General features: G+C 50.6%; 17 protein-coding genes. 5 read left to right on the top strand and 12 right to left on the bottom strand.

Going from position 1 to position 14,312, the window contains the following annotated elements:
• Positions 1-87 precede the first annotated feature (87 nt).
• From HEQ50_RS10050 to HEQ50_RS10060, 3 genes are all read right to left on the bottom strand, one after another.
• A complete protein-coding gene (locus HEQ50_RS10050) occupies positions 88-849 on the bottom strand; it encodes an AraC family transcriptional regulator (RefSeq protein WP_168900390.1) in 762 nt (253 codons plus the stop codon).
• Between the two features lie 442 nt (positions 850-1,291).
• Positions 1,292-1,720 carry a 6-carboxytetrahydropterin synthase gene (locus HEQ50_RS10055; RefSeq protein ID WP_168900391.1) on the bottom strand — a complete coding sequence of 143 codons (429 nt, stop codon included), beginning with the start codon at positions 1,718-1,720 and terminating at the stop codon, positions 1,292-1,294.
• 42 nt (positions 1,721-1,762) lie between these two features.
• Entirely contained in the window at positions 1,763-3,406 is a 1,644-nt protein-coding gene (locus tag HEQ50_RS10060; RefSeq protein WP_168900392.1) for an SWIM zinc finger domain-containing protein, read from the bottom strand.
• Positions 3,407-3,834: 428 nt separating this feature from the next.
• Here HEQ50_RS10060 and HEQ50_RS10065 point away from each other — a divergent pair, with 428 nt between their 5' ends.
• Together HEQ50_RS10065 and HEQ50_RS10070 are read left to right on the top strand one after the other, a co-directional pair.
• Complete coding sequence (locus tag HEQ50_RS10065; protein ID WP_168900393.1) at positions 3,835-4,764, top strand: tyrosine-protein phosphatase; 930 nt, start codon at positions 3,835-3,837, stop codon at positions 4,762-4,764.
• 184 nt (positions 4,765-4,948) lie between these two features.
• Positions 4,949-5,707: an SDR family oxidoreductase gene (locus HEQ50_RS10070; RefSeq protein WP_168900394.1), complete on the top strand. Its 759-nt coding sequence runs from the start codon at positions 4,949-4,951 to the stop codon at positions 5,705-5,707.
• Between the two features lie 102 nt (positions 5,708-5,809).
• Here the strand turns inward: HEQ50_RS10070 and HEQ50_RS10075 are convergent, their stop codons facing one another.
• Positions 5,810-6,397, bottom strand: a complete 588-nt coding sequence (locus tag HEQ50_RS10075; protein ID WP_168900395.1) for an NAD(P)H-dependent oxidoreductase — start codon at positions 6,395-6,397, stop codon at positions 5,810-5,812.
• Positions 6,398-6,501: 104 nt separating this feature from the next.
• Here HEQ50_RS10075 and HEQ50_RS10080 point away from each other — a divergent pair, with 104 nt between their 5' ends.
• Together HEQ50_RS10080 and HEQ50_RS10085 are read left to right on the top strand one after the other, a co-directional pair.
• Positions 6,502-6,843 (top strand): helix-turn-helix domain-containing protein, encoded by a 342-nt coding sequence (locus tag HEQ50_RS10080; protein ID WP_168900396.1) that lies wholly within the window; start codon positions 6,502-6,504, stop codon positions 6,841-6,843.
• Between the two features lie 279 nt (positions 6,844-7,122).
• The gene (locus HEQ50_RS10085) at positions 7,123-8,064 is read left to right on the top strand and encodes a nucleoside hydrolase (RefSeq protein WP_168900397.1); all 942 of its coding nucleotides are present in this window, start codon (positions 7,123-7,125) and stop codon (positions 8,062-8,064) included.
• Between the two features lie 73 nt (positions 8,065-8,137).
• On the opposite strand, the gene HEQ50_RS10090 is transcribed toward HEQ50_RS10085, so the two are convergent.
• From HEQ50_RS10090 to HEQ50_RS10100, 3 genes are all read right to left on the bottom strand, one after another.
• Positions 8,138-8,821, bottom strand: coding sequence for a GNAT family N-acetyltransferase (locus HEQ50_RS10090; protein ID WP_168900398.1), 684 nt, complete (start codon positions 8,819-8,821; stop codon positions 8,138-8,140).
• A 215-nt stretch (positions 8,822-9,036) separates the two neighbouring features.
• The gene (locus HEQ50_RS10095; protein ID WP_168900399.1) at positions 9,037-9,519 is read right to left on the bottom strand and encodes an ester cyclase; all 483 of its coding nucleotides are present in this window, start codon (positions 9,517-9,519) and stop codon (positions 9,037-9,039) included.
• Between the two features lie 124 nt (positions 9,520-9,643).
• Positions 9,644-9,964, bottom strand: a complete 321-nt coding sequence (locus HEQ50_RS10100; RefSeq protein ID WP_168900400.1) for a helix-turn-helix transcriptional regulator — start codon at positions 9,962-9,964, stop codon at positions 9,644-9,646.
• 60 nt (positions 9,965-10,024) lie between these two features.
• Here HEQ50_RS10100 and HEQ50_RS10105 point away from each other — a divergent pair, with 60 nt between their 5' ends.
• Positions 10,025-10,882 (top strand): arginase family protein, encoded by an 858-nt coding sequence (locus tag HEQ50_RS10105; RefSeq protein WP_168900401.1) that lies wholly within the window; start codon positions 10,025-10,027, stop codon positions 10,880-10,882.
• 151 nt (positions 10,883-11,033) lie between these two features.
• Here the strand turns inward: HEQ50_RS10105 and HEQ50_RS10110 are convergent, their stop codons facing one another.
• From HEQ50_RS10110 to thiT, 5 genes are all read right to left on the bottom strand, one after another.
• Positions 11,034-11,414, bottom strand: a complete 381-nt coding sequence (locus HEQ50_RS10110; protein WP_168900402.1) for a DUF2255 family protein — start codon at positions 11,412-11,414, stop codon at positions 11,034-11,036.
• 69 nt (positions 11,415-11,483) lie between these two features.
• A complete protein-coding gene (locus HEQ50_RS10115; RefSeq protein WP_168900403.1) occupies positions 11,484-12,419 on the bottom strand; it encodes an aldo/keto reductase in 936 nt (311 codons plus the stop codon).
• 320 nt (positions 12,420-12,739) lie between these two features.
• Positions 12,740-12,958: a hypothetical protein gene (locus HEQ50_RS10120; RefSeq protein ID WP_168900404.1), complete on the bottom strand. Its 219-nt coding sequence runs from the start codon at positions 12,956-12,958 to the stop codon at positions 12,740-12,742.
• 64 nt (positions 12,959-13,022) lie between these two features.
• Positions 13,023-13,340 (bottom strand): hypothetical protein, encoded by a 318-nt coding sequence (locus tag HEQ50_RS10125; RefSeq protein ID WP_168900405.1) that lies wholly within the window; start codon positions 13,338-13,340, stop codon positions 13,023-13,025.
• 277 nt (positions 13,341-13,617) lie between these two features.
• Positions 13,618-14,166, bottom strand: a complete 549-nt coding sequence (thiT, locus tag HEQ50_RS10130) for an energy-coupled thiamine transporter ThiT (protein ID WP_168900406.1) — start codon at positions 14,164-14,166, stop codon at positions 13,618-13,620.
• Between the last annotated feature and the right edge of the window lie 146 nt (positions 14,167-14,312).

Consider the following 14,312-nt stretch of genomic DNA (forward strand, 5'->3'; position numbering starts at 1 on the left):
CAAAACGCCGATTTGTATTAAAATTTTTAAACTCACCCGCAAAAATACAAGGACCAGCCGCTACGATCGGTTCGTCTTGAAATATGGTTAATCCACCTTACTATTCTGTTGGCGATATTCCAAGGGGGTCACTCCAATCTCGCGTTTAAAACGTTTGGAAAAGTCCGCCGCATCGTAAAAGTTTAAATCGGCCGCAATCTGTCGAATCGGGACCGTGTCCACCAGCAAAATCCGCTGGGCCTCGTGAATCTTCTTCACGTTGATGTAGTCTCTAATCGACATCCCCATCTCCGTATTAAATCCCCGTTGAACGCCTGTCGGATTGCACTGCTGCGTCACGTGAGTTAAGACCTGTCGCACGGTCAATTTATCACGGAGGTGCGCGTTGACGTAATAAATCACGTCCAGGGTGGATTCGAGGTGATTAGCAAAGGACAGGGCATTCTTCTTCGCCAATTTGCCGAAATCCTCGATGATCCGCTCCATCCAGGGAATGTACTTTCCCGTGGTGACCGGCAAAGCGGCCAACTGTTGATGATACTGCGTTCGTAACTGGACGAACGCCAAAATATCCGCATGGTTTTGAATCCCTTCGAACGACAAAATATCGACTAGCGCGTGAAGCTGGGCGACCTTCTCGTCGGGTGTCAGTTGCCCCAACAACTCTCGCGAACGGGCCAGGTTCTCCTTCGCAAATTGGACTCCCTCAACCAGCCGCCCCGCACGGTAAAAACGAATGAAGTCACGTTCCACGTAACCGATTAAAATCAACGCCTTGGCGGTCTGATCATGCGCCAGATAGGACTGTAACGAGTCTAAATAGTGCGTGTACTGTAAATCTGGTGCCACAAGCTATTCCTCCCAAAAATAGTTAATTTCAAAAGCATGGCGCTATCCTAACAAAAAAGTTGGGGGAAAGCTACGAATATACATAGTGACTAACCATTTGGGACAATCTGTGCAACTTCAACATTAGCATGATCGCTCATCAGTTCACCGATTGGCCCAGACTTGACTTTGCTAGGCCCACAACCGATGGCAGGGTGTTGACGACCATCATGGTCAACGCTTTGGCCGCGTCTCCCAACCTGTCTATTGTTTATTACCAACCCTAAAAACTTTTTGCCCGGGTGTGAATATTAACGTGAAATCATGGTTAGTCTCACACTTACCACCCTTAGCCGTCGATTAGCACAAAAAAACTGACCGTGAAGCATGGCCAGTCTCGTTGGGCATATTCATTATGAATTTGGGGACGTTCCTGCTTACCCCTGGCAAACCACCGTACAGCTTACCCGTGATCCTCCGCAGGCTGGTCCTTCTCCGTTTGGACCTCTTCTAACGTTGGAAATTGCCGTTCCGTCACGTCAATACAGTACGCCCGAGTTGGCGAATCGCTCACTTCAATCCGTAACAGGACCGCGTTGTTCTGCCGCAGAATGCCGTCAATTTCGTTGAACAGATATTCCGTGACATTCTCCACCGTGGGGTTAATCTCCTTGAATTCCGGTAAGTCGTTGAGGTATTTTCCCGACAACTCGTCAATCGCCTGATTCAATGACTTTTCAATATCAAAGAAGGACACCATCCCCTCGAACACGTGGAGTTCACACACGATTTCCCAGGTATGGTTGTGCTTCTTCCCCGTTCCCGATTCCCACCGAACGGCATGACTGGCGTTGACGTATGATTTAATCTTATAAGTCCGTTGTTTTTGCATGGTTGCTTTCCTTTCTGACACCTTTCGTTGAATCGCGAATCCTTATCCTTTAAATTTATGCAACTCATCCAGCATAGCCGAACGCCGGGCGTACTTGACACGCCAGGTTTTGATGAGTCGGTTAGCCTCATTGCTCCCCAGCGGATAAGCCGTCATGTCGTTTAAAATGCCAACGATGGCCTGATAGTGTTTACGCGTCCCGGTGTGCGCCGCCATCTGCTCGACAACTGCCACGTATTTATCCAAGAGCTGGGCGGAGAACTTCGGCTTCAAGATGGCCGCGTACGTTTGTACACCGGTCAACCCAGGCTGAGCCAATACGACCTGCAGTAGCTGACGAAGGAGTCCCTCCTCGGCATACAACGGCGCCACGTCTGCCGTTTGCGGTAAGGCCGCAAAGAGTCGTTTCCGTTGATCCGGCCAGTCAGCCGTTGAATAGAGCCGCTTCAACTCGCGAAATGCCGTCAAGTCAGCCGGATCGTAAACAGTCTCCAATTGCCACAACTCACGACGATAATTCGTCGTCTTACCCAAGTGCTGGTAGAGCGCTGCCAACTGCCGACTGTACCTGCTCAGCAACCCTTGGTACCGCATACCTTGTGCCTGGCGTTTCCCAGCCAACAGTTGCTCAAGTGCTGTCGTATAATCGTTGCGGTCCAGGCAATACTTGATATAGGCTTGTCGAACGGTTGAATAATTAGCGTTGTCCGAACAGAACTGCGCAATATCTGCCGGGGCCGCCTTCAGGTCAATCATTAATTGAAGATGCCGCGTTGCCCATTCGCCGACCTCCCAGTCTTCGCTTCGTTGTTTGGCCGTTTGCAAACGTTGCGCCGTCCACGTTAATTTAGCCTGCATGAATTCCGCGGTCGTAAAGTGGGTAAACACCAGATCCGTCACCGATTCTTCAAAGGCTTGTAAGGTTCCGTTGGCATGGACGGTTAACCAGGTAAAGATTTGCCGTTGTAGCGGCAAGTTCGCCTGTGCAATGACTTGTTCCCACAGATCGTGGCAGACTTCGTCCAAGAGCATGAGCTCCCCATCGGAGTCATCGATATCTAAATCGGCTAAAATCAAAACCGTCACGGTCAGTTGCTTGAAAGCCACCTTCGTTTGTTGCCGATCCACCGCTAACTGGACGTGAGTCTGGATAAAGGTTGATAGCTCGTCTTCAAACGCGCCTGCCTGCCGATAATCGATGAAGTCATCCTCATCCATGTAGCTGTCACAAATCGCCCGTACGTCGTTTCGATAAGTTGTCAAATGACTGCCAGCCTTTTCAGGCGCTACTACCAATTCGAATTGCGTCGCCAACTGGCCATTACGTTGAAGCAATGACGTTAAAAAGTCACGCACCTGCTGTTCCGAAGCCGCCGCCATTAACTGCGGCACGGATAGGCCGTGCTCTTCTAGCAAATCTTCTGGCTGATCGTCATCGCCGAACGCCCAAAATAACACGGCCGCCATATGTTTACAGTACTTGCCCTCGGCTGCGTAGGGGCAGTCACACTCAGCCGAAGTAACCACCTCTTCTTCGATCGTTAGGGCCACGTGATACCGCCGCGTTCCGGTGACGACCGCTCGAATCTCATGAGCTGATTTCTGCCCGTCAGTCACTAGCCCACGACAATAGTAATCAAAACCGCGATCCACAATCTGTGGCTGAAATTGCGCTTTCCAATCCAAGTCGTTTACCGCCTCCCGATAGTCGTTGCCCTCACTATACCAAATCCACCGCATAAAATAAAATTGACGAGTATGCTTCGTTGTCAATGCCCATCACATCAGTTAACGATTGCCCACATCGTCAGAACGGCTCATCAGATTTTCTATACCTATAAAGCGAATGGTCAAAATTATAATGTTGGCGATTTCCTTGACGACTGGCTAGCGCAATTATCAGTTAAGTGGATATTTACTTTCAACAAAGAACCCACTTTTCATCCAAAATGAGAGTTCTCTGCCGATCGTCAACTGGCGAACAATCAAGTCATAAACCCCTTTCATAAAATTACCACTAAAGAGGTGCCCCTGATCTTTACACAATCTACATTCTCACTTTACATTCACTTAGTATCCTAAGGGTGTACCAATTAAGAGGAGGCATTTCGATTATGAATAAACGCGTTAGTACCCTAGTGACCGCCCTGTTGTTGACGACGACTCTGGGCTGGCAACAACCCCTATCCACCCTCACGGCTTCTGCCAAGACTAGAACCACCCAGACGACAAAACACAAAACGACGAAGAAAGCCAAGTCAACGTCGACCCACATCAAGTTGCAAGGCGCGTCCAACGCCCGTGACCTTGGGGGCTACGTGAACAGCAAGGGCCAAAAGATTAAAGCCCATCGGTTGATTCGTTCCAACACACTCTCCAACTTATCCAAGTCTGATCAGAAGAAGTTGGTCAAGACCTACCACGTGGCAACCGACGTTGATCTACGGACCGTTATGGAACAGCAGAAGAGTCCCGATGTGAAGATGAAGGGTGTCAAGTTAGTCAAAGCCAACGTCTTTAAGTCCTTCGGTGCCTTCCCCGACTTCTCCAAGAAGGGGGCCGCTGACAAGATGATGAAGAAGTCCTACCACGACGCCATCACCACGACTCAGGGACGCAAGGCATACAAGTCACTGTTCCATCAATTACTGAAGAATCCGAAGAACAAGGCCGTGCTCTGGCACTGTTCCGCCGGTAAAGACCGCGCAGGCATGGGAACCGTCCTCGTGCTTTCCGCCCTCAACTTCAACAAGAAGGCCATTGCTCAGGATTACTTGAAGTCCAATACATACTTGAAGAAGACCAACCAAGAGAACTTGAAGCACCAAGAAGCTGGTTGGAAGGCTTCAGGCAAAACGTTAACCCCAACCGTTGTCTCAAACTTCAAAGCTCAAAATGGTGTGAAGATGGCTTACCTGAACACTATGTACAAGGCCATCAACACGAAGTATGGCAACATGGATAACTTCCTACACAAGGGTCTCGGCTTAACCAACACCCAATTGAAGCAACTACGCGCCAGTTACTTAACTGCGGCAAAATAGAAGATAGTTGAACCATTCATCACCCACCCAAAGAGAGAGACTGACATTAACCTGTCGTCCCTCCCTTTTCGGTCTAAGCTAACCGGTTTGACAAATTACTTAACAAACCGATCGATTTACGGCATAATAATCATTATATTTAATGTGAATAAACACACAATATCATATTCTGGAGGTCATTATTATGGCAAATCGTTTAGACGGAAAAGTTGCAATCGTAACGGGTGGAACGTTAGGCATTGGCTTAGCCATTGCGAACCGCTTTGTGGAAGAAGGCGCAAAGGTGATGATTACGGGTCGCCACGCTGACGTTGGCGAGAAGGCCGCCAAGTCCATCGGGACGCCCGACGTTATTCAATTCTTCAAACAAGATGTCGCCGAGGAAGCCAGTTGGCCACAGGTCTTTGACGCCACCGAAGCAGCCTTTGGTCAGGTCACGACCGTCGTGAACAATGCCGGAATCGGCCTGACTGGCCCAATTGAAGACACCACCACCGCAGATTGGCACAAGCTACTCTCCGTTAATTTGGACGGCGTCTTCTTCGGCACCCGGCTGGGGATTCAACGGATGAAGAACAAGCACCTAGGCGCTTCGATCATCAACGTTTCCTCCATAGAAGGCCTGATTGGTGACGCCAACGCCGGCTCCTACAATGCCTCTAAGGGTGGCGTGCGCCTGATGTCGAAGTCAGCGGCTCTGGACTGCGCCCTGCATGACTACGACGTGCGGGTCAACACCGTTCACCCCGGCTACATCAAGACACCGATGGTTGAAGCCGTACCGGAAGTCGAAGCAGCCATGGCCGATCGGACGAAGACGCCAATGGGCCACTTGGGTGAACCCGACGATATCGCCTACATCTGCATCTACCTGGCCTCCAACGAATCCAAGTTCGCGACCGGTGCCGAATTCGTCGTTGACGGTGGCTACACGGCACAATAATGTTGTCCTTTAAATACTGAACTCACGAAAAAACACGTGCTAGCCGCATTCATTTCCGGCTAGCACGTGTTTTCTTGCATGATTAATCCAAATTCACGCCGCTTAATCCTGCCCGTGTAGATATAGCGCCGGCAAATCCGCCAGAAACTGTTGGCGAACGGCATCGGTCGTGGTGTTGGCCTCACCCAAGTGAATCCACTGTGATTTTTGCGGGTCAATGCCAATATCCGCGAAAGTTCGGTCAATCAAATTACGTTGAATGGGATCGCCCGACTGTGTCTGAAGAGATGATTTCGTATAGGTGGCGGTCGTGATAACCGTCGCCTTGTGAATGTACGTTAGCAGTCCCCGCCACGCCGGGTTCTCCTCGTACGCAAACCCCTTGAGCATGACCTTGTCGAAGAACCCCTTTAATTCGGCCGGCAACTGATGCCACCAAATCGGCGTAATGAAGAGTAATTCATCGGACTGCTTGATCAGTCGCTGGTAGTCCTTCACCAACTGATAAGGGGTCTCCCCGCGACTGAATAACCTTAGCTCTTCCTTAGAGTATCGGGGATCAAAGCCATCCCGGTAGAGGTCGATGACCTGATAATCTTGATGCATTTTCGTAAAGTAGGCCGTCATGCGGGCCAAAATGGCGTGGTTCAAACTTCCTTCGTAGGGATGCGCGTAAACAATGGTTTTCATAACAAATGCCCTCCTTTAAGTACTTGGCCCCAGTCTATGCTATACTAAACAGTCAAACAAGTACGCAAATTAAAGTGCGGTACTTACCCAAAGGAGAGTGCGCCATGGCCGACATTGACTATATCAAAGAAAATCGTTTAGAAGACACGGGATTCGCCTACACCCTGCGACTAATCGGCGGTAAATACAAGATGCAAACGCTGTACGCCCTTTACCTTAACCACGGCCCCCTGCGGTACAACGCGCTGAAGCGGTTGCTCGTCCCGATTTCATTTAAGACCCTGACCAACACGCTCCGTGAACTGGAGGCCGACGCCCTGATTGATCGGAAAGCCTACCCGCAAGTTCCCCCGAAAGTCGAATACCGTCTGACGCCGCTGGGAGAGTCTCTCATCCCCGTGATGGAAGGGCTCTGTAACTGGGGCGAGACGCAACAGAAATCGTAACTTCATACAGAGAAACCGGTCTGTCCTCACAGAGGATGAACCGGTTTTTCTCTGTTTACATCTGCTGGATAACCACAATCTCTGCCACCAACACGCCACATTCAATGTTGTTTATAACTCAATCGACTACCTAAGCAAGTTTTTAAGTAAAACGTTTTATAGTTCGTGTTTTGCTTAAAAACAACTATTTATATTTTACTTTGCATTCTAATCCTATGAATATCCAAACTTTTATGGTATGCTTCTTAAAAATAATCATTAATCGAAGGAGCGCTACTCTTGCAAAATATCTATTTCAATCATGATGGTAATGTCGACGACCTCGTTTCTCTCCTACTGCTTCTGCAGATGCCGGACGTGAACCTAACCGGTGTTGGCGTGGTCGGCGCCGATTCGTACGTGGAACCGGCCGCTTCGGCCTCACGCAAGATTATCGACCGTTTTGGCAACCCGAATCACAAGTTGACGGTCGCCGTGTCCGACTCCCGGCCGGTCCATCAATTCCCACAAAACTGGCGACTCTCCTCCTATTCCTTCGACAACTTCCCCGTGCTCAACGAATTCGGTCACGTCACCACCCCCGAGGCGGAACAGCCGGCCCATCTCGATATGATTGAGAAACTCCAACAGACGCCCGGCAAAACAACGCTGGTCATGACCGGCCCCCTCACCGACTTGGCCCGCGCCCTCGCCATCGATCCCACCATTACGCAGAAGATTGACAAGCTCTTCTGGATGGGCGGCACCATGAACAACCAAGGAAACGTGGGTGAACCCGACCAGGACGGTACCATGGAATGGAACGCCTTCTGGGACCCTCAGGCCGTGAAGACCGTCTGGGACGCCGATATCGACATCGAGATGATTGGCCTTGAAAGTACCGATCAGATTCCCCTGACGCCCGAATTGCGCCAACACTTTGCAAGTCTCCGTCAATACCCAGCCATGGAGCTGATTGGTTACGGGTACTCCCTGGTCATGGCCTTTGAGGCGGACTCAACCTACTACCTCTGGGACGTCCTGACCACGTTGACCAGTAAGTATCCCGATATTGTGACCACCGAGGCCATCACCAGTGACGTGATTGCCACCGGTCACAGTGCCGGTCGCACGTTCATTACGCCCACGGGTCGGCCCGTAACCCTGGTGACCCAAGTCGATAAGCAACGCTTCTATCAACACTTTGACGAACTGGCCAAGTCGGCAACCCTTAATAAGTAAAGAAAAAAGAAGCAACTGACCGACATCCAAGGGTGCCGATCGGTTGCTTCTTTAAGTTATCGTTTAGTGACTCTCAGTCAGTCGGCGGTTGAATCATCGACCGACTGATGATGTTAAATTCTTCCTGACTGGGTTGCCACGCCTTCTTCAGTGGCGGCAACGTCCGATCAAAGGCGGCGACATCCGCCAGCTCAACGGCCATCGCCGAACTTTCTTGGTAGACCCACTGATGATCCGCCAAACACCCCGGCGTCAGCTCTTTGACCAACATTGCCGTTGGGTACTGGTGGCCCGCCAGTGAAACGTGTAGGTCGGCACAGCTGCGGAATCCCCGCGCCACATAGTTACTTGGCATGCCGAAGATAACCACGGTATCATATCCCAACGTGCTGGCAATCTGAAACGAGGTCGTAATCAGCAGTTTACCATACCCCCGTCGCTGGTAGCCGGGACGAACACACAGGGGGCCAAACGTCAGAATCGACTTCTCTTGGCCCCGCTCGTCAGTTAAGCGCGCCCGAGTATACATGATATTGCCGACAATTTCACCGTCAAGCGTCAGAACTAAGTCCAGCGGTGCAATGAAATCGGCATGGCTACGCAGTTGGTGCGCCAAGTAATGTTCAACACATCCTGGCATGTAGAGATTCCAAAAGGCCGCCCGCGTCATCCGTTCGACTTCGAGCCAATCGGCAGGTTGTTCGTGACGAATGGTCAGTTGTTTACCAGTTGTGGTATCAGTTTGTTCTAAAATCATGATTTTCCTCCAAGGTCAAAGTAACACCAACTGGGAGGTTTGTGTCGCGTGAAATAATCGGTCAAACCTCCCGATTACGCCACATCCACACTGTTCGTATTCATAGGGCATGTTCTCCTAAAAGTTATTTGGCCTAAATGGCCTTGGCGATAGCTTAACAAAGCGGTTCGAGCCTTGTCAAGACTGAAAATCTTCGTGCTAGGCTTTAAGTGGGCTTAATCCGCAGTCGGCGTCACCGTCTGATCCAACCGGTGGCCCAGCTCCTGTGCCACCCGCAGTTCATCAATCATGTACCACATTTCCTGAATCTTGCCTTGGTCATTGAACTTAAAGATGCCGATCTCATCCCATTCAATCCGCTTATTTGTCGCTGGCATTTGGGTAAACGTCCCCTGATGCAGGACGTTATAGTGGAAATGGGCCATGACTTGTCGATCGTCCGCCACGATGTCCACTACCGTCACCCGTTGGTCACCCAATGCGGCGTGTAAGACGTCCCAGCCATCACGAACCCAATCCATAAAATTCCCATCCTGGGGAATGGCGTCACCGGTGGCCCGATAGAGCGAGGCAAATCCCGCCCGGTGGGTGACGGCATCGGCGGCCACCAGTTGCTTAACGGTCGTCACATCATTATCGACCAGGGCTTCCAAGATTAATTGCTTAACGATTGCTTTGTTTTGTTGGGCTGTATTCATTGTAAATTCCTCCATTTTTAATTATTAGTTGACTGTCATGCTTCATCATACCAACCGACTCATCTGCTTAATTCTATATATCGGAAAACGTAGATGTGATGGGCTAAAAATAAAAAGAGTCAACTTACAACTCTTCTCTGATCTGCTCACCTAACTGTTGAAGACCCGCTTCGTTGCGGCGGTAGTACGTCCATTTCCCGTGGCGTTCGGAGATCAACAGCTCACATTGTTCCATCATTGCCAAATAGCTTGAAACGGTGGATTGCGCTAATCCGGCTTTCTTGACTAAATCTTGAACACAGATGCCCCCCTTCTCCGTCATCATGTAGCGCACTGTTTCACAGGATACCGAGGTGATTTCTTCCTCGGGATTCTTCAGCCATTTGAGAATATCTAACCGGGTTGGGTTGGATAAGGCTTTGAAAACATTGACATTAATCATCATGGAGACTATTATATCGTTATATTCCGATATGTCAACACATTAAGTTAAGGAGGCTATATTTTGCAAAAGACCACACTCGAATTACAACTGCCCCAGTGGCAGGGCGGCAACAATCCCGCTTATCAAATTGGCCAGGAAATTCTGGCGACAATTGTTCCCAACGGCCGAAATATTGAAAAGCTTAAGGTACCCGTTGCCACCGAATCCCTTTCAGAGGCCCCAACTAAGATCACCGGCGAACAGGCCCTACTTCACCAATTCCAAGCCACGACCGACATTCTCAAAATCAAGCAGCCCCAGCGCGTGATCACCCTGGGTGGCGACTGCTCCATCTCCGAAGCCCCTTTTGACTACCTGAATGGCCGCTACGATCATCTGGGCGTGATCTGGCTGGACGTCCATCCCGACGTGGCTAACGACCAGAATTCCCAACACGTCCATGAGATGGTGCTGGCTAATCTGCTCAATGTTGGTGCACCGCAATTCAACGCGCAGGTCAGCCACCATCTCACGCCTGACCAGGTCATGCTGGCGGGGCTGAAAGATAACGACCTCCGTCCCATGGACCAGGCCGTCAATACCTTACCGCTCCACTACACCACACCCCAGGACCTCCGAACCGGCAACCAGCGGATTACCGAGTGGCTGACCGCCCATCAGATTCAGCACGTGGCCGTTCACTGGGACCTAGACGTCCTCGACCCTCAGGACTTCCGTTCGATTTACCCGGCCGAACCGCACACCGACGTAACGAAATTTCCCGCAGCCGTGGGTGAATTAACGCTCAATCAAGTCTTTTCCCTGTTAACCGCCGTGGGTCAAGCCAGCGACCTGGTCGGTTTGAGCATCGCCGAACACCTACCCTGGGACGCGATTAATCTGAGACGGGGACTGGCAACCCTCCCCATTTTCCAATAGATAACCCTTACTAATCCCAAAAGCCACGCAACGTCGCCAGAGAATGGCCGAGTTGCGTGGCTTCTTTTAGTTTAAACTTTCTGTTCATTGAAAAAGCGACCCGCGCACTGCTAATCCGCGGCGTCACCGCACGCTTCACGCGACGTTTTCCCTACGACTTCGACCGCGGCAATACCTGAATCGTGGCACCAGTGGGCGCGGCAGAAATCATTCTAGCCAGAGACGAATCCCCCGGATATTTCCGCTGATAGGCCGCCGTAATGGTCCGTAACAGCGGGCCATCCGTGACTGGTTTGAACTCAGCTTCAAGATTCTGATCGGCCAGTTTAATCTCCCCGACCACTTGTGTCACGGCCGCCTGATACCACTTGGTCTGCCGGCCATTCCACCCCCGTGAGTAGACGCGGCCATCGACGACGACTTCCCAGATGGGCGACACTTCTTCAAAGGTCGTTAAATCCGCATTATACGGTTCGATCGTCAACGTTGCTGCGGACGCAAACGTTGCGAGTTGTTCTTGACTCCATTGCATAGCTGAAACAGCCTCCTAAAAACAATCTTCATTTCACACGCGGATGCACCGCGGGTCTATGCCGAGAAATTAAGCCATCGGTGCTTCCCACGAGCCCTTGGTATCGACGTGGGTGGCGGCGGCTAGGCCTTCTAACGTTGCGATGTCTTCGGCGGTCAATTTAAGCCCGGCCGCCTTGACTTCGCTGGCAATGTACTTGGGCTTGGTCACGCCAATGATGGGCGTGGTACCTTTCGTCAACACATAGGCCGTCGCGACTTCGGCCGCGGATGCCTGATACTTGGCGCCAATCTGGTTCAGTCCCGCGGTCAATGCTTCAACCTGTGGCAACACTTGGTTGTAGACGTCGGCGCGCATACTGCCGGCTGGTAAGGGATTGGCTACGCTGTAACGGCCAGACAGCACGCCCTGTTCCAGGACCATGTAGGCAAAGAAGGTGATGTGGTGTTCGCGACAATAGTCCAGAATCCCCGCCTCTTCGGATGACCGGTACAGTAAGCTAAAGTGATTCTGCACGGCTGAAATCTGAATATCCGCCGTCGCCAGAATCTCGTTGGCCCGCTTAATTTGGGCGAGGTTGTGATTGGAAACCCCCACGCGCTTAACTTTACCACTCTGGACCAACGGAATAAGTTCCGGCGTCCACTTCTCAACATCGGCGGGATTGTGAATCCAGTAAATATCCACGTAGTCCGTGCCCAAGCGTTGTAGACTCCCCTCGAGCATATCTGCCATCTCATGTGCGCCATCACCGGCCATTTGCGGCGTGAACTTCGTGGAGAGTTGGTAGCTGTCGCGCGGATACTGGCGTAAAACCTCACCCAGTAATTTTTCCGACTGCCCGGCGCCGTATGCATAAGCGGTGTCCCAGAGATTCAGCCCCGCTTGCATTGCGGCATCCGCGACCGGTTGGAGCTTCTCGGCTGTAAACTGTTCGCCAAAGACTTGATCCTCACTGGTGTCGCCCCAAGCCCAGGTTCCTAGAGCAAGTTGTGTACTTTCCATCGTTAGTAACGCTCCTTTTTGATCGATAATTGGTGATTCTCTATCAATACGAATTAAGTGTATTCATCATAGGCGCAATGGGTCACGGCGTAAAATGCTTATTTTGCATTTCCACCTATTCATCTCACGTATAGTTGATTGACTCATGTTTCTAAACGAACGCCACTCAAAAAGGGACCAGCTCCTCACTAAGAGACGCTGACCCCTTCAATATACATCCGTTATCACACACATCACATCCGCTCCAGGCACGGTCAACCACCGCATTGTTTGACCGTAACCGTATCACTTACTTAAAGCGTGCCGTTTTCAAAATGCGGCTACTGTACCCGGTATTTCCGGCCCCGCTTCTGAATATCCAGCTGTACGCCCACTGGCTTAACGCGCTTGCACCAGTTCCGGTGGTCGCGGCGCTTCTTGAAGACGCCCCAGATTAACGCGCAGAACGAAACGATCCCGTAGATTAAAAAGAAGAAGACGATCATCACCACAAAATCCATGAAACTCCCCTGTAAGAATTGATTAAATACACTCATCATAGCGATCCCCCCAAAGTTTGACTTTAATCATCACCATAACTTAATCATTCCACCTGTAACCTGACTAGTGAATCCGGTGTAAATAAATGGATTCAGACTCAACCTCATTGTTGAGCGTTTCCTTCGCATTGGCCAACTTGAGAATACCAAAATACAATTTCTGATTCCGGCAAATCGGTTGGCGTACCAGCTCTTGATTATCTCCCCGATCAAAAGCAACCACAGCATACTTGTCCTCTTGAGCGCCTTGTAAATCCTCATTCACACACCAGATACGATGGACTGAGGATAGTTCCTTGAAAGGGTTTACAATCCGCTCTAAGTTACGCAAAAATCCTTCTCCCCTAAATGTTGTGCTTAACACAACTGTTTTCCCACTCATGATTACCCCTCCAAACCAAAGATTAAGATATCTTACGTGTTAAAACTATCATACTATCACCTTTCACGGCAACGAGACGTAATCGATTAAATGCTACGATTTACAATCTAAATTAATTATCCACCCCGAACAAACCCGATTCACCCGAAATAGCGTCAGCAAAAATGACCGACCCGCAAGACTTTCGGGTCGGTCATTACTGATTTAAATGCTGCACAGACGGTCAAACACCGTCAACTAAACACTAAAATTTTGGGCACCTTGCCTCAGTCACGCGTTAGCGGAGAAAGACGCGTTTCAACCGGCCGGTCAACATGACAACACAAACAATGGCCAGAATAGCATCCGGAATGACGTAGAGACTATTGTAAATTAGCGAATACAGCCACACCGGTTGGCCTTTGGGCGCGTAGGAGGTGTAGAATACGATGCCGGCCAGTGTGTGAAAGAAGAGACGTAACCCACCGGCGACGATTCCCGCTAGAACCGTGTACAGCCAGACCGTCTTGTTCTGTCCCTGTCGCATCGCTGACAGAAACCCCGATGAAAATAAACCGGCCAAGCCAATAGATCCATAGGCGAGGAGATAGTCGCAGACAACCTGTAGCGGGGCCACGAAGAAGCCGCCGAACATAAAGGTAATGGCACCGGTCACCACGCCACAGAAGATGCCGGGCCCGACTCCCTGCTTTAATGAAATAATCAGGATTGGCGCCATCACCAGGGAGATGGACCCACCCTGAGGGGCACGAAAAATAATGATGTAGCTGAGAATAATGGCAAGCGCGGAGAATAACGCGGTTTCGGTTAACGCCTTGGGCTTCACAATGTGGCCTCCTAAGATCAGATGATTTAAGTATACCGCAACTCGGCGGCACTTTTGGTGAAAGCCGATGATTCGCTGGAGGCCCTCAAAAAAACGACCGCATCTCCAATGACGCTGGCGATGCGGTCGTGTTAATTATGTTTTTA

The organism is Lactobacillus sp. HBUAS51381, assembly GCF_012641095.1.
GTDB lineage: Bacteria > Bacillota > Bacilli > Lactobacillales > Lactobacillaceae > Levilactobacillus.

Excerpts from the sequence above, each read along its gene's own strand:
- HEQ50_RS10090 (WP_168900398.1), bottom strand. The coding sequence starts at position 8,821 with ATGATTTTAGAACAAACTGATACCACAACTGGTAAACAACTGACCATT.
- HEQ50_RS10065 (WP_168900393.1), top strand. The coding sequence starts at position 3,835 with ATGAATAAACGCGTTAGTACCCTAGTGACCGCCCTGTTGTTGACGACG.
- HEQ50_RS10055 (WP_168900391.1), bottom strand. The coding sequence starts at position 1,720 with ATGCAAAAACAACGGACTTATAAGATTAAATCATACGTCAACGCCAGT.
- HEQ50_RS10095 (WP_168900399.1), bottom strand. The coding sequence starts at position 9,519 with ATGAATACAGCCCAACAAAACAAAGCAATCGTTAAGCAATTAATCTTG.
- HEQ50_RS10110 (WP_168900402.1), bottom strand. The coding sequence starts at position 11,414 with ATGCAATGGAGTCAAGAACAACTCGCAACGTTTGCGTCCGCAGCAACG.
- HEQ50_RS10115 (WP_168900403.1), bottom strand. The coding sequence starts at position 12,419 with ATGGAAAGTACACAACTTGCTCTAGGAACCTGGGCTTGGGGCGACACC.
- HEQ50_RS10070 (WP_168900394.1), top strand. The coding sequence starts at position 4,949 with ATGGCAAATCGTTTAGACGGAAAAGTTGCAATCGTAACGGGTGGAACG.
- HEQ50_RS10075 (WP_168900395.1), bottom strand. The coding sequence starts at position 6,397 with ATGAAAACCATTGTTTACGCGCATCCCTACGAAGGAAGTTTGAACCAC.
- HEQ50_RS10120 (WP_168900404.1), bottom strand. The coding sequence starts at position 12,958 with ATGATGAGTGTATTTAATCAATTCTTACAGGGGAGTTTCATGGATTTT.
- HEQ50_RS10125 (WP_168900405.1), bottom strand. The coding sequence starts at position 13,340 with ATGAGTGGGAAAACAGTTGTGTTAAGCACAACATTTAGGGGAGAAGGA.
- HEQ50_RS10100 (WP_168900400.1), bottom strand. The coding sequence starts at position 9,964 with ATGATGATTAATGTCAATGTTTTCAAAGCCTTATCCAACCCAACCCGG.
- HEQ50_RS10080 (WP_168900396.1), top strand. The coding sequence starts at position 6,502 with ATGGCCGACATTGACTATATCAAAGAAAATCGTTTAGAAGACACGGGA.